Origin of the sequence: Paracoccus sp. J55 (assembly GCF_000513975.1) — a bacterium.
Taxonomy (GTDB): Bacteria; Pseudomonadota; Alphaproteobacteria; order Rhodobacterales; family Rhodobacteraceae; genus Paracoccus.
Window position 1 is genome coordinate 1 of record NZ_AZVA01000051.1, and the last position, 15,425, is coordinate 15,425.

Below are 15,425 nucleotides of genomic sequence, written 5' to 3' on the forward strand. Positions count from 1 at the left end.
CTGACCTCGGCCGTCCGTCGGTAGCCCGGTGGCACCGAGAAGGTCATCATCTTCGCAACCGTGTCACGCGAGATGTTGAACACCCGCGCCGCTTCCCGCTGGCTCATGCCTTCCGCGCAAGCCTGGCGAACTCTCAGATATAGGTCCACGCTGTAAATCCTCACGCCCTCCCTGCCGCCGCAGAAAGGGAATAGGTGGACGACTTTTACGCCGCCCGCAGCAGCACCAAGCCACCGCTACCGTGGACGAATTTCTCACCGCCGTTCTCAGACGCATAGCGCTTATGTCGAGCCGCCCTGAAACGTCAGATAGTGTTCAGTCAACGGTTCCTGTCCCAGAAAGATGGTTGGCCAATGGCAGAAGATTGCGGCTGGTTACGGCGTCGGCATCATATGCTCGACCTCTGGCGCGGGACGAAGCGCCAGTTCCCCCGCGGTCCTGCTATGACGTTGAGGTAGTAGAGTTGGAAGCCGTAAGGGACGCCGCAGGGGTGGTGACCGCGGGGGACCAGCACCATGTCGCCGTCCTTCACTGCCATGATCTCGTCCAGCGACCCGTCATCGGTTTGGACCCGCTGCACCGCCCAGCCCGTGGCGGGGTTCGCTGTTCGAGCAGAACGTGGCCATCGCCCACTGGCGGCGCGCGACCTGACGCGAGGTCGCCGGAGCCGATCTCAAGGCGGACGGTCGAGAGCAAGGCGGACCGTCAAGCTGATCACGGACGGGGCTGGAGGATCCTCGGCCAAGCCATTCGCAACCTCGGCATCCTGCGCGATGAGGTGGTGATCGCGACCAAAGTGCTGGGGGTAAGCGGATCAACGGTTCAAAGGATAAGACCGCGGTTAGGCGGGACATTCGGTATGCGTGAGAGCCCTTGACTGGGACGACCCCGTTACCGAAGTCTAGACCCTAGTCCCCTTCGAAATAGCGGATGCCCTTGACCACCAGATCGGCAAGGTTTGCCGCGCCGAGTTTGTCCTTCAGCACCAGGCTGACGTTCGAAACTGTCTTGTAGCTGATGCAGGCTCGGTCCGCGATGTCGCGATAGGACATGCCTTCGGTGATCATGCCCAGGATCTCCTCCTCACGGCCGGTCAGGCGCGGGGCGCTCGTTCCTGGGCGCGAGACGTTCAGCAAAGCGATCTGCATCGCCAGACGCGAGTCGACGTAATTGCCGCCTCGAGCCACCTCGGAGAAAGCCTCGCAGATTTCGGCGGGCGGGTTGTCCTTGTTGATGATCCCGTTCGCGCCGAACATGAGTGCGCGGCGGGCCAAGACGGGGCTGCGGTGCATGGTGAAGACCAGGATCGGTAAATCGGGATCGACGCGTCGCAAACGCTCGATCAGCCGGATTCCGGCGATCTTATTCCTGCCAATGCTCAGATCCACTACCATCAGGTCGGGGCGAGCTTGTCTCCATGACCGCCAACCCTCGGATGCCGACGGGGCCGAGGCGATCTCGCATGCGACCTTGGTGCGGATGATCCTACCCCAGCCCTCGGCCACAACGGGGTGGTCGTCCACGATGAGGATCTGCAGGGGGCGGGCGTCGCCTGACTTCATCTTCAGCGAGGCTTGCATGGGCGGGATATCCTCAACTCGGTATGGGTTAGCCTGTTATCTCGCCAGGGGGGCAGATAGGTCGCTCCAAACGCGCGGGCGCGGTCCTGTATGCCGATCTGGCCAAATCCGAGCGGGGGGCGATCGCCGCTGGGACCGGGTTCCGGACCCTTGCCGTTGTCCGTGACGCGCACCACGATCTGCCGGGGCTCGTCCGGCATGGTTTCCAGGCTGACCCGGACCAGAGTGGCGCGCCCGTGCCGTATGGCGTTCAGAACGCTTTCCCGGACGAAGCGATAGATCGACAATTCCGCCAACTCGCCGAGGCTGGAGCCTTCGACCTCTGGGTCGATGTCCAGCACGACCCGCGTTTCGGATGCAACGTCGCGAAACCCGGTGACGAGCTCGGCTAAAAGCTCGATCAGGCTGGCCTCGCCCAGCAGCATCGGGCGCAGGTCGTTGATGGCGGTGCGGGCGCTTCTCTGGACCTCCACGGCATGGCAGGCGATGGCATCCAGCGTCTCGTCCAGGGCGGCAGGCCGGTCCGGCAGGTCGGCGATCATCGCCTGCGCGTGGCTGACGGCGGCCCGCAACGCGAAAAGCTGCGGCCCCATCTCGTCATGCAGGTCCAGCGCGATGCGCGAGCGCTCGGCCTCGGAACTGCCGATCAGGCGGGCCTGCAACAGGTCGTTTTCGGCCCGCTCGGCCTGCAGGTGCGAGGTCAGCGCGTTGACCCCCGCGGCCAGATCGGCGAATTCCGTCAGCCGGTCGTCGGGCGCACGCACCGACAGGCGGCCGTCCTGCATCTGCGACATGGCGGCCTGCACCGACTGCAGTCGCCGCGTCAGCAGCGTCGTCATCAGGAAGGCCAGCCCCACCATGGCAAGCCCGGCCAGGAACAGCACCGGCAGAATGATGCTGAAATCGCTCCACACCTCGGCAATTTCGTCGGTCGGGTCGGCAGCGACGCGCAGCATCCCCAGGACATTCGGATAACGGGTGATGGGGACCAAGGCCTCGACCAGGGGTGGCGTCATGAGGGCCGAGAACCACTGCGGAGCGGACGCCTGGGACCGGAACTGGCCATGCGCGCGATGTTGTAGCGGCCGGCCCTCGGGGTCGAGGATGCGCGCCGAGACATGCCGCAGCCCATCGATCTCTTCGGCAAGGCCGATCGCCTCGGCCATGGTGTCGCGGCCGCCATGACTGGGCGGCAGACGGCGCACGGCGGCCTCATGGGCCAGCCGAAATGCGGATTCGGTTTCCTCCTGCACGGCCTGGCGCGCGTTGAGGATCAGGATGGCCGAGACGATCAGGCACAACGACAGGCTGACAATGCTGGCTAGTCCCATCACGATCCGGCGCAGCGGCACGGTCCGCCGGGCCTGCGGCGCCCGGCTAAATGCCTGGAACGAGAGACCTTCGGTTGACGCGCTCATTCCCTTTGCCTCATGGCTGTGGCAAGGGCATCTGTGTGGCCGGCACCACTGGCCCGCAGGACACGATATTGTTGGGCAACGGGGCCCAAGCTTTTTTCGTGCATATCCTGTGCCGGCATCAGATCGATCATTATCCGATCCAGCGGGGTGTCGGGATATTCCCGCCACAGTTGCAGGACGCGGTTGGCGATCATCCGGGGGCTTTCCCGGTAATGCGCCGAGAGCGCGCTCAGCAACGGGGCCAGCGTCCGGGACGGCAGACCGGACTCAGTGGACAGGAAGGCTTCTGGGCTGCGGGCGTCATCGACTTCCAGCCAATGCGTGCTTTCTGCGGCCAGGGCTTGCCTGGGCTTGGCCGAAGGCAGGGTCTGGTCATCCTCCTCGTAACAGGCGCCCAAGGCAAGCAGCACCGCTATGCCTGCCGCATAGCGCCCTACGACGGTGCCACGGCAGAAACCCATCCTGCCTCCTCCTGTTTTCTGCGGTTTTTCTGCGCTGCGGTGATTCGCCGCCAGCGTATCCTCCTGAGGTCGAGACTATGCCCACCTTTGGTATGGAACAACCGCCGCGTGCTGCGACGTTGGTCTGGCGCTTGCCGAAAACGGGTGATGCATCACCCGGATCGAACGGGGAAAAACCCCCGAGAAAGTCGGGAAGCCCACCCCGCAGACAAGGCGGATAGCGGAATGCCTAATCAGTCCTGCGGCGGTTCGGGAGTGGAGGCCCGAACCCGCCAAGTGTCGTGACCGCCGGGGTCGAAGGACTGGCCGCCGGTCCGCGCCAGAGACAGCGAGAGGGAGCGAGATCGCTATGAATAGGAACACCCCGAAGGTAACGGGCGCGTCGAGCCTTGCGATGGCCGTCGCCATGGGCCTTGCCGTCCTGACGACTGCGCCAGCGACCGCCAACGACCAGTTGGTCGAACTGGCCAAGGACCCCGCGAACTGGGTCATGACCGGGCGTGACTACAACGCGCAGAACTATTCCGAGATGACCGACATCAACAAGGAGAACGTCAAGCAGCTGCGGCCCGCCTGGTCGTTCTCGACCGGGGTGCTGCATGGGCACGAAGGCACGCCGCTGGTCGTCGGCGACCGGATGTTCATCCACACGCCCTTCCCGAACACCACCTTCGCGCTGGACCTGAACGAGCCGGGCAAGATCCTGTGGCAGAACAAGCCCAAGCAGAACCCCACGGCCCGGACCGTGGCCTGCTGCGACGTGGTCAACCGAGGCCTCGCCTATTGGCCGGGCGACGACGAGGTCAAGCCGCTGATCTTCCGCACCCAGCTCGACGGCCATATCGTCGCCATGGATGCCGAGACCGGCGAGACGCGCTGGATCATGGAGAATTCGGACATCAAGGTCGGCTCGACCCTGACCATCGCGCCTTATGTCATCAAGGACCTGGTGCTGGTCGGATCGTCCGGCGCCGAGCTGGGGGTGCGCGGCTATGTCACCGCCTATGATGTCAAGACCGGCGAGAAGAAATGGCGCGCCTTCGCCACCGGCCCGGACGAGGAGCTGCTGCTGGCCGAGGACTTCAACGCCCCGAACCCGCATTACGGCCAGAAGAACCTGGGCCTGGAGACATGGGAGGGCGACGCCTGGAAGATCGGCGGCGGCACCAACTGGGGCTGGTATGCCTATGACCCCGAGGTGGACCTGTTCTATTACGGCTCGGGCAACCCCGCGCCCTGGAACGAGACCATGCGTCCGGGCGACAACAAATGGACCATGGCGATCTGGGGCCGCGAGGCGACCACCGGCGAGGCGAAATTCGCCTATCAGAAGACGCCGCATGACGAATGGGACTATGCCGGCGTCAACGTGATGATGCTGTCGGAGCAGGAGGACAAGGAGGGCAACATGCGCAAGCTGCTGACCCACCCTGACCGCAACGGCATCGTCTATACGCTGGACCGCACCAATGGCGACCTGATCTCGGCCGACAAGATGGACGACACTGTCAACTGGGTGAAGGAGGTGCAGCTGGATACCGGCCTGCCGGTGCGCGATCCCGAATTCGGCACGCGCATGGACCACAAGGCCCGCGACATCTGCCCCTCGGCCATGGGCTACCACAACCAGGGCCATGACAGCTACGACCCCGAGCGCAAGGTCTTCATGCTGGGCATCAACCACATCTGCATGGATTGGGAGCCCTTTATGCTGCCCTATCGCGCCGGGCAGTTCTTCGTCGGTGCCACGCTGACCATGTATCCGGGGCCGAAGGGCGACCGCCAGAACGCGCTGGGGCTGGGCCAGATCAAGGCCTACGACGCCATCTCGGGCGAGATGAAATGGGAAAAGATGGAGCGCTTCTCGGTTTGGGGCGGCACCATGGCCACCGCGGGCGGGCTGACATTCTATGGCACGCTGGACGGCTTCATCAAGGCCCGCGACAGCGACACCGGCGACCTGCTGTGGAAGTTCAAGCTGCCTTCGGGCGTGATCGGCCATCCGATGACCTACAAGCATGACGGCCGGCAATATGTCGCGATCATGTACGGCGTCGGCGGCTGGCCGGGCGTGGGTCTGGTCTTCGACCTGGCCGACCCGACTGCCGGGCTGGGCTCGGTGGGGGCCTTCAAGCGGTTGCAGGAGTTCACCCAGATGGGCGGCGGCGTGATGGTCTTCTCGCTCGACGGCGAGAGCCCCTATTCCGACCCGAACGTGGGCGAATACGCGCCGGGCGAGCCCGCCTGACGCGACAGGCCGGCCCGCGCTTCCTTCCTGGCGGGCCGGCCTGCTTGAGCTATTCAGTCTGGAGAAACCGAAATGCTTGTTGATTTCCGCCAGGTTTGCGGTGTCGGGGTGGCAGTTCTTGCCCTTGCATCGCCCGCTCTGGCCGACACGACGAACCTGCGTGTCTGCGCCTCGACCAAGGATGCGCCGTTCTCGGATGCGCAGGGCAGGGGCTTTGAAAACAAGATCGCCCAGGTGCTGGCCGACGAGATGGGCGCCACGCTTGATCTGGTGATGCTGGAAAAGGACGCGATCTACCTGGTCCGCGACGGCATCGAAAAGGATCTGTGCGACGTGCTGATCGGCGTGGATGCGGGCGACGAACGGCTGCTGACCACCCAGCCCTACTACCGTTCGGGCTATGCCTTTGTCACGCGGCAGGACCGCAACTTCGAGGGCGACAAGTGGCAGGACGTGGACCAAGAGGGTTTCGACACCTTCTCATACCGCCTGCATTCCCCGGCCGAGACGATCCTGAAATATACCGGCCGCTACGAATACAACCTGATCTACCAAGCCTCGCTGACCAATTTCGAGGACCGGCGCAACAAGTACACCCAGGTCGAGGCCAACCGCGTCATTTCAGAGGTCGCGGACGGCGGGGCCGATCTAGCCATCATCTTCGCCCCCGAGGCGGCGCGCTATGTCCGCGACTCGCACGAACCCTTGCGCATGACCTTGATCACGAACGAGATCGAACGCTCGGACGGGGTCATCATCCCGCTGCAATATTCGCAATCCGTGGGTGTATCCAAGGCCCATCCCGAGCTTTTGGGGTCAATCGAGCAGGCCCTGCAATCCGGCAAAGCCAGCATTGATGCCATCCTGACCGAGGAAGGCATTCCCATGCTGCCGTCAAGCTGAAGGAAATGGAATGACGAAGCCCAGGATCCTTGCCGCAATCGCGATGACGCTCGTCATCCCGGCCGCGGCAATGGCAACCCCGCAGTTCTTCAATATCATCGACGGCTCACCCCTGAACTTCGATGACGCCATGGAGGAAGGCCGCGACACGGAGGCGGTGACGCACTTCCTGGAAACCGGCGAGAACATCTACAACGAGGATCCCGAGATCCTGCCCGAGGCCGAGGAGCTTTATGCCGGCATGTGCTCGGGCTGCCATGGGCATTATGCCGAGGGCAAGATCGGCCCCGGCCTGAACGACGCCTATTGGACCTATCCCGGCAACGAAACCGACGTCGGGCTGTTCTCGACGCTTTACGGCGGCGCGACGGGGCAGATGGGGCCGATGTGGGGCAGCCTGACGCTGGATGAAATGCTCAGGACCATGGCCTGGGTGCGCCATCTCTATACTGGCGATCCCGCGGACGCCACCTGGCTGACGGACGAGCAGAAGGCCGACTTTACCCCGTTCCAGCCCAAATCGTCCAGCGACAGCCAGTCGTGAACCCAAACCGCCGGGCGGCGGCCCGCCCGGCATGACCCAGAAGGAGGAGACAGAATGAAACGCATCCTGACCCTGACCGTTACCGCCCTGGCGCTCGGCACTCCGGCGCTGGCCTATGACGGCACCAACTGCAAGGCTCCGGGCAATTGCTGGGAGCCGAAGCCGGACTATCCCGCAAAGGTCGAAGGCTCGAAATACGATCCGCAACACGATCCGGCAGAGCTGTCCAAGCAGGGCGAGTCGCTGGCCGTCATGGATGCCCGCAATGAATGGCGGGTCTGGAACATGAAGAAGACCGGCAAGTTCGAATATGACGTCAAGAAGATCGACGGCTACGACGAGGCCAAGGCTCCGCCCGCCGAATAAGCGGGCCGGGCGCGCTGCGCGTGATTCCAGACCACGCGCAGCGTGACATTCGGGACGGATCATGGATAGCAATATTTCGGACTGGCACGCCCGGTTCCGCGACGCCGAAGCGGCGCTGAACGGCGTCGTTCTGGGGCAGGCGCGGACCATCCGCCTGCTGCTCATTTCCGCGCTGTGCCGGGGCCATGTGCTGCTGGCGGGCGATGTCGGCACCGGCAAGACCACGCTTTTGCGCGCCATGGCCCGCGCGCTGGGCGGCCCCTATGGCCGGGCCGAGGGCACGGTGGACCTGCTGCCGACCGACCTGATCTATTCCGCGCATATCGCCGAGGATGGCCGCCCCCGGATCGAGCCCGGCCCGGTGCTGGAGCAGGGCGAGGAACTGGCGGTCTTCTTCTTCAACGAGATCAACCGCGCCCGTCCGCAGGTCCATGCGCTTCTCTTGCGCCTGATGGCCGAGCGCAGCCTGTCGGCGTTCCGCCGCGAATACCATTTCCCGCATTTGCAGGTCTTCGCCGACCGCAACCAGATCGAGCGCGACGAGACCTTCGAGCTGCCCGCCGCCGCCCGCGACCGTTTCCTGATGGAGATCGCCGTCAATGCGCCCGCCGCGCCCGAGGACCGCGTGGCCCTGGCCTTCGAGCCGCGCTTTCACGACACCACCGCCCTGATCGCCGAGGTCGGGCAGGGCATCCTGCCCTATCGCGGGTTGAACGATCTGGCAGCGGGGGTCCAGGCCGGCACCCATGCCAGCCCGGCGCTGCGGCGCTATGTGTTCGACCTGTGCGAGGCGCTGCGCAATCCCGCCTCGGCCGGGCTGGCGCTGGAGGGCGCCGACGCCGCCCGCCTGATCCGCGGCGGCGTCAGTCCGCGCGGGATGCAGCATCTCGTCCGCGCCGCCCGCGCCTGCGCCTGGCTGGAGGGACGGGAAGCCGTGCTGCCGCAGGACGTGCGCGCCGTGCTGGCCCCGGTGATGGCGCATCGCATCTTCCTGTCGCCCGCCTACGAGCCGCGGCGCGAGGCGCTGGTTCCGGCGCTGATCGACGCGGCCTTCGCGACGATTCCGGTTCCTGCCGCATGAACGCCCAACTGCACCTGTTCGACGCCCTCGCATGGCGGCTGACGCAGGGGCTGCCGGGGTTGCGCATGGGCGCCCATGCCGGCCGGATGCGCGGCGCGGGCGAGAATTTTGCCGATATCGCGCCGCTGTTGGCGCATCCCGATCCCCGGCGGCTGGACCTGCGCCGCTCGATCACCGACCCGCTGGGCGTGCTGCATGTGCGGCGGTTCCAGACCCGCACCGACCTGCGGCTGCACGTGGCGCTGGATGCCTCGGCCTCGCTGGGTGCGGTGGCCCATGCCGATCGCGCGGGCCTGGCGCGGCTCTTGGCCGCAGGCTTTGCGCAGGCCGCGCGGCGGGCGCGCGACCCGTTCTCGCTGACCGTCTGCGCCGGGGACCGGGTGCTTCACGACCAGCCGCCCACGCGGCGCAGCCTTGCCGCGGACCTGCTGGATCTGCCGCTGGTGCCTGCGGGCCGGGGCACGGCGGCGCTGGAGGCCATGGCGCATGATCTGCCCCAAGAGCGGATCCTTGTGGTGCTGATCTCGGATTTCGAGCTGTCGCCTGACGAGCTGGCCGCGCTGCTGGCCGCGCTGCGGCCGCGTCCCGTGCTGCCCGTCTGGCTGCGCGACAGCGGCTTTGACGCACCGCCGCCGCGCCTGGGCCTGGCCGAGCTTTGCGACCCGGAAACCGGACGCCGCCGCACCGTGCTGACCACGCGTCGCTGGGCGGCGCGCCAAGCCCAACGGGTGCGGAACCGGCAGGCCGCCCTGCGCCGCGTCCTGGCCGAGCACGGCCTTTCGCCGATCGAGATCACCGACAGCATCGACGTGGCAGAACTGGCCGCTTCGCTTTCCGAGGCACCGCTATGAAATGGCTGGCGCTGCTCCTGCTGCCGTTTCCGGCGCTTGCGCAACAGGTCGAGAACCCGCGGCCCTATGGCTGGTGGCTGGGCGACGAACTGGTGCAGCGCATCCGCATCCAGGGGCAGGTGGATCCGTCCTCGCTGCCCCGGCCGCGCGCCGTGGACTATTGGCTGGACCTGCGCGACGTGGCACGGCGCGACATCGCCGGCGGCACGGAACTGACGCTGCGCTGGCAGAACTTCTATTCGGCGCTAGAGCCGCGCGAACGGCAGGTGCCGGCATCGGCGATCCGGCTGGTTGATGGCACGGCGCTGGAATTGCCGGGCTTTCGCTATGTCACCGCGCCGATCCGGCCGATCCTGGCGCCCTCGACGCCGGACCAGTTGCAGCCGGACCCGCCGTTCCACCTGATCGACCCGATGCCGGCAGGATTGCGGCTGCTGGCCTCGGCCGTCGCGCTGGTCGCGGGGGTGCTGGCGCTTGCCTGGCAGCAGGGCTGGTTCCCGTTCCACCGCCGCGCGGCGCGACCCTTCACCCGCGCCGCGCGCGCGGTGGTCCACCTGCCCGAGCGGCAGGCCCGCCGTGCCCTGCACCGCGCCTTCGACCAAAGTTTCGGCCGGGTGCTGATCGGGGCCGAGCTCGACCGCTTCCTGGCCGATGCGCCGCAATTCGCGCCGCTGGCCGAGCGGCTGCGCGGCTTTTTCGCGGCCTCCGACGCGGCCTTCTTCGGCTTGGGATCCGGCCCCGTGCAGGACATCCCGCAACTCGCCCGCGACCTCGCGGCCATCGAGCGGGGGCGGCGATGATCGGTTTCGCCTGGCCAGCCGCGCTTTTCGCCCTGCCGCTGGCGCTGCTGCCGCTGGTCATCCGCTGGCTGCGGACATCCGCCGTGCCGCGGCTGGACCTGCGTGCGGTCGAGGGGCGCGCCATCGGCCCGCTGCTGGTTGCACTGGCGCTGCTGACGCCGGCGGCGCTGATCCTCGGCCTTGCCCAGCCCTATCTGCGCGGCGGCAGCGTCGCCTATCGCGGCATCGGCACGAACCTGGTGCTGCTGATCGACCGCTCCTCCAGCATGGACGACACCTTCGCCGGGCGCTCGCCGCAGGGGGGCGACGAAAGCAAGGCCAGCGCCGCGCGGCGCATCCTGCTGGACTTCATCGCCCGCCGCCCCGACGACCGCATCGGCATCGCCGCCTTTTCCACCGCCCCGATGCTGGTGCTGCCGATGACCGAAAGCCGGACCGCCATCGCCGCCGCCGTTGCCGCCCTGGCCGAGCCGGGCCTGTCCCAGACCGATGTGGGCCGCGGCCTGACCCTGGCGATGGAGATGGCGGATGAGGCATCGGCCAGTGACTCGCGTGCCGTGGTGCTGGTCAGCGACGGGGCCGCGGTCATCGCGCCCGAGGTCCAGACCGCGCTGCGCAACCTGGCGGCGCGCCGGCAGGTCAACATCTATTGGCTCTACCTGCGCACCAAGGGCGCGAAGGGCATCTTCGAGGTGCCCGAGCCCGGCCAGGCCGACACCCCGCATCTGCGCCCCGAGCGGCACCTGCATATCTTCCTGCAAAGCCTGGGCCTGCCCTATCACGCCTTCGAGGCCGACAGCCCCGGCGCGGTCGAGGATGCCGTGACCGAGATCGGGCGCATGGAATCCCGCCCGATCCTGACCCGCCGCCCGGTGCCGCGCCGCGACCTGGCCTGGGCCTGCTATCTGCTGGCCTTTCTGTGCTGCGCGGCGCTGGCGGCGGCCCGCTGGCTCGAACGACGCTATGCCCCCCGCTGCCCCGCGCCCCTGCTGGTCCCGGTATGAGACGGCTGGGCTTTCCCGCGCTGCTGGCCTGGGTCGCGCTCGCGGCCGGCGCGGTGCTGTGGTCGGGCTGGCAGCTTTGGGGGATGGCCGTCGACAATCGCGCCATCCGCAGCCTGGCAGGCGGCAGCGACGTCGCGCTGCGCCAGGCGGCCGATCCGCGCGCCGCCCATGCCCGCGCGCTTTTCCTGGTGCTGCGCGACCGGCCGCAAGAGGCCGAGACGCTGCTGGCCGGGCTGGCCACCGCCCCGCCCGGCCTGCGCTCGGAATACCACTACGCCATCGGCAATGCCCGGATGCGCATGGGGTTCGAGCGTATCGAGCGCAATCGCATCGACGAGGCCACCGCGCTGATCAACCTGGCCAAGGCATCCTATCGCGAGGCGCTGCGCGCCCGACCCGGCAATTTCGACGCCAAGGTGAACCTGGACCTGGCCACGCGCCTGGTCCGCGACATGCCGCGCGAAGGACAGGACGGCGACGAAGACTCCGAGACCCGGCCGCGCCGGCTGTGGACCGACCTGCCCGGCCTGCCGCGGGGGGCGCCGTGACTGCGGCCCGCGCCATCCTGCCCGCACTGGCCGCCGGGCTGGCTCTGGTCGCCGCGGCAGGGCCGCGCATCGAGGGCCGGCGCGAGCTGCGCGACGTGCTGATCGTGGTGGACATCACCCGCTCGATGAACGTGCGCGACATGGACGGCGCTTCGCGGCTGGATGCGGCGCGGGACGTGCTGACGCGCTGGATCGCCAGCCAGCCCTGTGGTGCCCGCGTGGGCCTGGGCTTCTTTACCGAACGCCGCAGCCTGACGCTGATCGAACCGGTCGAGATCTGCACCGACTATGCCGCGCTGGCCGGCATCCTGGCCGGCCTGGACTGGCGCATGGCCTGGGAAGGCGACAGCATGATCTCGAAAGGGCTGAACCATGCGCTGAACCGGGCGCGGGGGTTGGATGCGGCGCTGATCTTCGTCACCGACGGACAGGAAGCCCCGCCCCTGCCGTATTCCGGGCCGGACGACTGGCGCGAGGACAACCCCGGCGGCGTCATCTTGGGGGCGGGCGGCGACCAGCCCGCGCCGATCCCGAAATTCGACGACCTGGGCCGCGAGACCGGCTTTTACGGACCAGACGACGTGCAGCACGCCCCGGCCCGCATCGGCGCCCCGCCCACGGATGCGGCGGATCGGCCCGGCTTTCACCCGCGCAACAACCCTTATGGCGAAGCCGACCTGGAAGGATCCGAACACCTGTCGGCGATGCGTGCGGAATACCTGACCCGGCTTGCCGGCGAACGCGGCATGGGATTCGCGCGGCTCTCGGCGGGGCCTGTGGCCTTGCAGGCGGCGCTGGCCGCCCACGCCCCGGCGCGTCGGGTCGCGACCCATCGCAGCCTGTCGCCCGCTTTCGGCGCGCTGGCCTTGGCCGCGCTGCTGGCCGCGCTGCTGGCCACCCCGCTTCATGCAAGGAAGGAGATCCCATGATGAACCGCAGAATCCTGCTGGCCTCGGCACTGGCGGCGCTGGCCGCGACCCCGCTGCTGGCTCATGGCCCGACGCCGCAGCAACTGTCGCGCAGCGTCAAGGTGGCCGCGCCCCCCGAGAATGTCTGGGCCCTGCTTGCCGATCCGGTCCTGATCGCGGCCTGGCATCCGGCCATCGCCGAGGCTAGCATGGAGGGCGGGGGCGCCGGCGCGAAGCGCAGCATCGCGTTCAAGTCGGGCGGCACGCTAGTCGACGGCATCGACGATATCGGCACCGAGACAATGACGATCCGCTGGCGGCTGTCCAGGGAGGACATCGAGGTGTTCCCGGTCAGCTTCTATACCAACAGCATCACGGTGACACCGGACGGCGACGGTGCAAGCGTCGCCTGGCAGGCCAGCTTCTTCCGCGCCGACACGACCAACGAGCCCGAGGAGCGTTTCAGCGACGAGGCCGCCGTCGCTGCCATGGAGAAATATGTCGATGACGCCCTGGCCGGCATCAAGGCCGCCGCCGAGACCGGCGGCTGAGCGCGCCCCGATCAGCGCGTCTTGCCAAGCGTGTCCCTGAACCGCTCGACGGTCGCCTCGATGACCTCGGGGGCCAGCGAGCGGCTGGGGGTATAGACATGAAAGACGTGGTCGCCGCCCTCGATCACCACGGCCCGCTTGTCTGCGCCCGCCGCTGCCTCGATCAGCGCGGGCGTGTATTTGCGATAGGGATCGTCGCTGCCGTTCACGGTCATGAGCGGCCCGTCATAGGCCCGCAGCCCCGCCAGAAGGTCGTGCCGACCCAGGCTGTCGAAGAAGCCCCGTTTCAGCGCCATGGTCCGCCAGCCCAGGTCCAGCCCGACGATGCCGTCCCGTGCCGCCAGATCGAAGGCGCGCTGGCCCAGGCTATCCAGCATGTCGTCATGGTAATTGCCCACGGGTGCCCAGACGACAAGCGACTTGATGGCTTCCGGTTGAGCCGCAGCCAATTCGATGGCGGCTCCTGCACCGAAGGAAAAGCCCATCACGCCGATACGCCCGGCATCGACCTTATCCATCGCGGCCAGCGCCTGCAATGCAATCGCCGCGTCCTCGTTCTGCCGCTCTAATGTGAATGCACCCGTATCACCGTCCGATTTGCCAAAGCCCCGAAAATCGATCCGAAGCGAGGCAATACCATTCCTGGCCAACGCCGTTGCGGTATCGGCGAATATGATGCCGACCTCATCACGGCTGGAACCTAGTCCGTGAAACATCAATACGGCAGGAAATTTTCCGTGTCCTGCCGGTATCTCAACGGTAGCAGCAATGCCTCGGTCGAGGGTCAGCGATAATGTTTCTCCATGAACAGGGACTGCCATCAGGGCAAGAACCGCGCTGGCTGACAATCCTTTGCGCATGGCAACCCTTCAATTGCGGATAATTAACGGCCTTGAAGCTTTGTAGATTTGGTTTGAGCATTCTATTCGACCACAAACTTGCCCTTGGTGATATTGGCCGGTTCATCGTGGTCTTGCACAGTGAACTCAAAGGTGCCGGAGCGGACCGGATAAAAACTGAAGCGTATCGTTCCTGCCTCGTCGCATTGGAGGGTATGAAAACTCAGCCCCTGCATATGAATCTCTTGGCCTTCAACACTGACGACTCTCAGATGCGAGTTCGACAGTAAAGGCACGGACTCGAATTGAAATCCTGTGTCCCCGACATCTTCCGCACAGACGAAATTGAGGCGATAGTATTCATTCTTGGAAAGTTGGAACTCGTCTTGCGATATTGTGGGCTCCCCATTCTCGCCTGTTGAAACCTCAAGAAACAACTCTTCCAATGGGGCGGGCTGTGCTGATGCAGAGAATGTCATGTTGACTGCAAGAAAGGCTATGACGACGAATTCTCCATTCATGCTGCTTCTCCAATTCAAGCTAAGTGGGTAATTTACTTTATAGCCGTGGTCGAAGGGTTAAGGCTTGGCGAGATCTCGAGGTCGCTGGGTGAAAGTCGCTAATATGCTGACGGCAGCGAAAGCAGAACATTGCTGGTGTGTCTTGAAATGGCAGGGCTGACGGTGCAATTCATGTTCGATGCGCATAATGATCTCTAATCCCGACGACGCGGCTTGGCCTTGCGCGGACGACAGATTTTAGAGACGTGGAGCGTGGCCTTGAAAGCTTGCGTCAACCTTGATGCCCAACCCCTTTATCATCCATTGTTCATGATGCTTGCAAGCATAACAGCCAAAGATACGGAGAGCAACAATTACCGATATTCCACGCTGCTCCGCGCCGGTGGCGGCAGTGTTGTTCGAATCTACCGATAAGCCTCTTCAGTCTGGAGTAGAGCACTGATTGGCAATCATGTTTGCAGGAGAATTTCCTCGATTTCGCGGGATATTTTCCTCATTGCAAAAGGGGGGGTCTAACCTGTCAACGGCGGAGCAAAAGTCGGCCGGGGCGGCGGCGTAAAGTCCGGCCAGTTGGGGGGTGCGCCATGGCGCGCGCGCTGGCCACATAGCTGGCGCGAGCCATGGCGCACTGGCCCCTTAGGGCCAATCGTGGGTAGATATTTTATGGTGATCAGCGCTGTTTACGGGCTGTGCTGTTGGCGAGGCGATAGCTTTCGCCGTTCATCTCGATGATGTTGACGTGGTGGGTCAGTCGGTCGAGCAGCGCGCCGGTGAGACGCTCGGAACCGAAGGTTTCCGTCCA

At 65.8% G+C, this 15,425-nt stretch carries 17 protein-coding genes and 1 pseudogene; 11 read left to right on the forward strand and 7 right to left on the reverse strand.

Annotated features, from left to right (window positions below):
- Nucleotides 1–374: 374 nt before the first annotated feature.
- The 4 genes and pseudogenes from PARJ55_RS0120045 to PARJ55_RS0120060 all read right to left on the reverse strand — a co-directional run.
- Nucleotides 375–601, reverse strand: a pseudogene (locus PARJ55_RS0120045) (5-deoxy-glucuronate isomerase); the annotation flags it as partial.
- 307 nt (nt 602–908) lie between these two features.
- Entirely contained in the window at nt 909–1,580 is a 672-nt protein-coding gene (locus tag PARJ55_RS0120050) for a response regulator transcription factor (protein WP_010399096.1), read from the reverse strand.
- The gene (locus PARJ55_RS0120055) at nt 1,565–2,998 is read right to left on the reverse strand and encodes a LapD/MoxY N-terminal periplasmic domain-containing protein (protein ID WP_028714607.1); all 1,434 of its coding nucleotides are present in this window, start codon (nt 2,996–2,998) and stop codon (nt 1,565–1,567) included. Before PARJ55_RS0120055 ends, PARJ55_RS0120050 begins: the two co-directional genes overlap by 16 nt.
- Complete coding sequence (locus PARJ55_RS0120060; RefSeq protein ID WP_010399092.1) at nt 2,995–3,459, reverse strand: hypothetical protein; 465 nt, start codon at nt 3,457–3,459, stop codon at nt 2,995–2,997. The genes PARJ55_RS0120055 and PARJ55_RS0120060 overlap by 4 nt, the downstream gene beginning before the upstream one ends.
- A 349-nt stretch (nt 3,460–3,808) precedes the next feature.
- Between PARJ55_RS0120060 and PARJ55_RS0120065 the strand changes: the two genes are divergently transcribed.
- From PARJ55_RS0120065 to PARJ55_RS0120115, 11 genes are all read left to right on the forward strand, one after another.
- Entirely contained in the window at nt 3,809–5,707 is a 1,899-nt protein-coding gene (locus PARJ55_RS0120065) for a methanol/ethanol family PQQ-dependent dehydrogenase (RefSeq protein ID WP_028714608.1), read from the forward strand.
- Nucleotides 5,708–5,815: 108 nt separating this feature from the next.
- Complete coding sequence (gene moxJ, locus PARJ55_RS0120070) at nt 5,816–6,610, forward strand: methanol oxidation system protein MoxJ (protein WP_232215759.1); 795 nt, start codon at nt 5,816–5,818, stop codon at nt 6,608–6,610.
- Between the two features lie 10 nt (nt 6,611–6,620).
- A complete protein-coding gene (moxG, locus tag PARJ55_RS0120075) occupies nt 6,621–7,154 on the forward strand; it encodes a cytochrome c(L), periplasmic (protein ID WP_028714610.1) in 534 nt (177 codons plus the stop codon).
- 54 nt (nt 7,155–7,208) lie between these two features.
- Nucleotides 7,209–7,520: a methanol dehydrogenase [cytochrome c] subunit gene (locus tag PARJ55_RS0120080; RefSeq protein ID WP_028714611.1), complete on the forward strand. Its 312-nt coding sequence runs from the start codon at nt 7,209–7,211 to the stop codon at nt 7,518–7,520.
- A gap of 61 nt (nt 7,521–7,581) precedes the next feature.
- Entirely contained in the window at nt 7,582–8,601 is a 1,020-nt protein-coding gene (locus PARJ55_RS0120085; RefSeq protein ID WP_010399074.1) for a MoxR family ATPase, read from the forward strand.
- Entirely contained in the window at nt 8,598–9,452 is an 855-nt protein-coding gene (locus PARJ55_RS0120090; protein ID WP_010399072.1) for a hypothetical protein, read from the forward strand. The genes PARJ55_RS0120085 and PARJ55_RS0120090 overlap by 4 nt, the downstream gene beginning before the upstream one ends.
- A complete protein-coding gene (locus PARJ55_RS0120095; RefSeq protein ID WP_010399070.1) occupies nt 9,449–10,252 on the forward strand; it encodes a hypothetical protein in 804 nt (267 codons plus the stop codon). Before PARJ55_RS0120090 ends, PARJ55_RS0120095 begins: the two co-directional genes overlap by 4 nt.
- Nucleotides 10,249–11,256 (forward strand): vWA domain-containing protein, encoded by a 1,008-nt coding sequence (locus PARJ55_RS0120100; RefSeq protein ID WP_010399069.1) that lies wholly within the window; start codon nt 10,249–10,251, stop codon nt 11,254–11,256. The genes PARJ55_RS0120095 and PARJ55_RS0120100 overlap by 4 nt, the downstream gene beginning before the upstream one ends.
- Nucleotides 11,253–11,804, forward strand: coding sequence for a hypothetical protein (locus PARJ55_RS0120105; RefSeq protein ID WP_010399067.1), 552 nt, complete (start codon nt 11,253–11,255; stop codon nt 11,802–11,804). The genes PARJ55_RS0120100 and PARJ55_RS0120105 overlap by 4 nt, the downstream gene beginning before the upstream one ends.
- On the forward strand, nt 11,801–12,733 hold the full coding sequence (locus PARJ55_RS0120110; RefSeq protein WP_232215760.1) for a vWA domain-containing protein: 933 nt from the start codon (nt 11,801–11,803) through the stop codon (nt 12,731–12,733). The genes PARJ55_RS0120105 and PARJ55_RS0120110 overlap by 4 nt, the downstream gene beginning before the upstream one ends.
- Nucleotides 12,730–13,263 carry an SRPBCC family protein gene (locus tag PARJ55_RS0120115; protein WP_084637939.1) on the forward strand — a complete coding sequence of 178 codons (534 nt, stop codon included), beginning with the start codon at nt 12,730–12,732 and terminating at the stop codon, nt 13,261–13,263. The genes PARJ55_RS0120110 and PARJ55_RS0120115 overlap by 4 nt, the downstream gene beginning before the upstream one ends.
- A gap of 11 nt (nt 13,264–13,274) precedes the next feature.
- On the opposite strand, the gene PARJ55_RS0120120 is transcribed toward PARJ55_RS0120115, so the two are convergent.
- The 3 genes from PARJ55_RS0120120 to PARJ55_RS22745 all read right to left on the reverse strand — a co-directional run.
- Complete coding sequence (locus PARJ55_RS0120120; protein ID WP_028714614.1) at nt 13,275–14,123, reverse strand: S9 family peptidase; 849 nt, start codon at nt 14,121–14,123, stop codon at nt 13,275–13,277.
- A 62-nt stretch (nt 14,124–14,185) separates the two neighbouring features.
- Nucleotides 14,186–14,623 carry a hypothetical protein gene (locus PARJ55_RS22740; protein WP_036714685.1) on the reverse strand — a complete coding sequence of 146 codons (438 nt, stop codon included), beginning with the start codon at nt 14,621–14,623 and terminating at the stop codon, nt 14,186–14,188.
- A gap of 670 nt (nt 14,624–15,293) precedes the next feature.
- On the reverse strand, nt 15,294–15,425 hold a 132-nt coding region (locus tag PARJ55_RS22745; protein WP_036714687.1), incomplete at its 5' end, for an ATP-binding protein.

What these genes read in the sequence shown, in the direction of transcription:
- PARJ55_RS22740 (WP_036714685.1), bottom strand. Translation starts at nt 14,623, where the DNA reads ATGAATGGAGAATTCGTCGTCATAGCCTTTCTTGCAGTCAACATGACA.
- PARJ55_RS0120085 (WP_010399074.1), top strand. Translation starts at nt 7,582, where the DNA reads ATGGATAGCAATATTTCGGACTGGCACGCCCGGTTCCGCGACGCCGAA.
- PARJ55_RS0120055 (WP_028714607.1), bottom strand. Translation starts at nt 2,998, where the DNA reads ATGAGCGCGTCAACCGAAGGTCTCTCGTTCCAGGCATTTAGCCGGGCG.
- PARJ55_RS0120080 (WP_028714611.1), top strand. Translation starts at nt 7,209, where the DNA reads ATGAAACGCATCCTGACCCTGACCGTTACCGCCCTGGCGCTCGGCACT.
- PARJ55_RS0120065 (WP_028714608.1), top strand. Translation starts at nt 3,809, where the DNA reads ATGAATAGGAACACCCCGAAGGTAACGGGCGCGTCGAGCCTTGCGATG.
- PARJ55_RS0120060 (WP_010399092.1), bottom strand. Translation starts at nt 3,459, where the DNA reads ATGGGTTTCTGCCGTGGCACCGTCGTAGGGCGCTATGCGGCAGGCATA.
- PARJ55_RS0120090 (WP_010399072.1), top strand. Translation starts at nt 8,598, where the DNA reads ATGAACGCCCAACTGCACCTGTTCGACGCCCTCGCATGGCGGCTGACG.
- PARJ55_RS0120115 (WP_084637939.1), top strand. Translation starts at nt 12,730, where the DNA reads ATGATGAACCGCAGAATCCTGCTGGCCTCGGCACTGGCGGCGCTGGCC.
- PARJ55_RS0120095 (WP_010399070.1), top strand. Translation starts at nt 9,449, where the DNA reads ATGAAATGGCTGGCGCTGCTCCTGCTGCCGTTTCCGGCGCTTGCGCAA.
- PARJ55_RS0120100 (WP_010399069.1), top strand. Translation starts at nt 10,249, where the DNA reads ATGATCGGTTTCGCCTGGCCAGCCGCGCTTTTCGCCCTGCCGCTGGCG.
- moxG (WP_028714610.1), top strand. Translation starts at nt 6,621, where the DNA reads ATGACGAAGCCCAGGATCCTTGCCGCAATCGCGATGACGCTCGTCATC.
- PARJ55_RS0120105 (WP_010399067.1), top strand. Translation starts at nt 11,253, where the DNA reads ATGAGACGGCTGGGCTTTCCCGCGCTGCTGGCCTGGGTCGCGCTCGCG.
- PARJ55_RS0120120 (WP_028714614.1), bottom strand. Translation starts at nt 14,123, where the DNA reads ATGCGCAAAGGATTGTCAGCCAGCGCGGTTCTTGCCCTGATGGCAGTC.
- PARJ55_RS0120050 (WP_010399096.1), bottom strand. Translation starts at nt 1,580, where the DNA reads ATGCAAGCCTCGCTGAAGATGAAGTCAGGCGACGCCCGCCCCCTGCAG.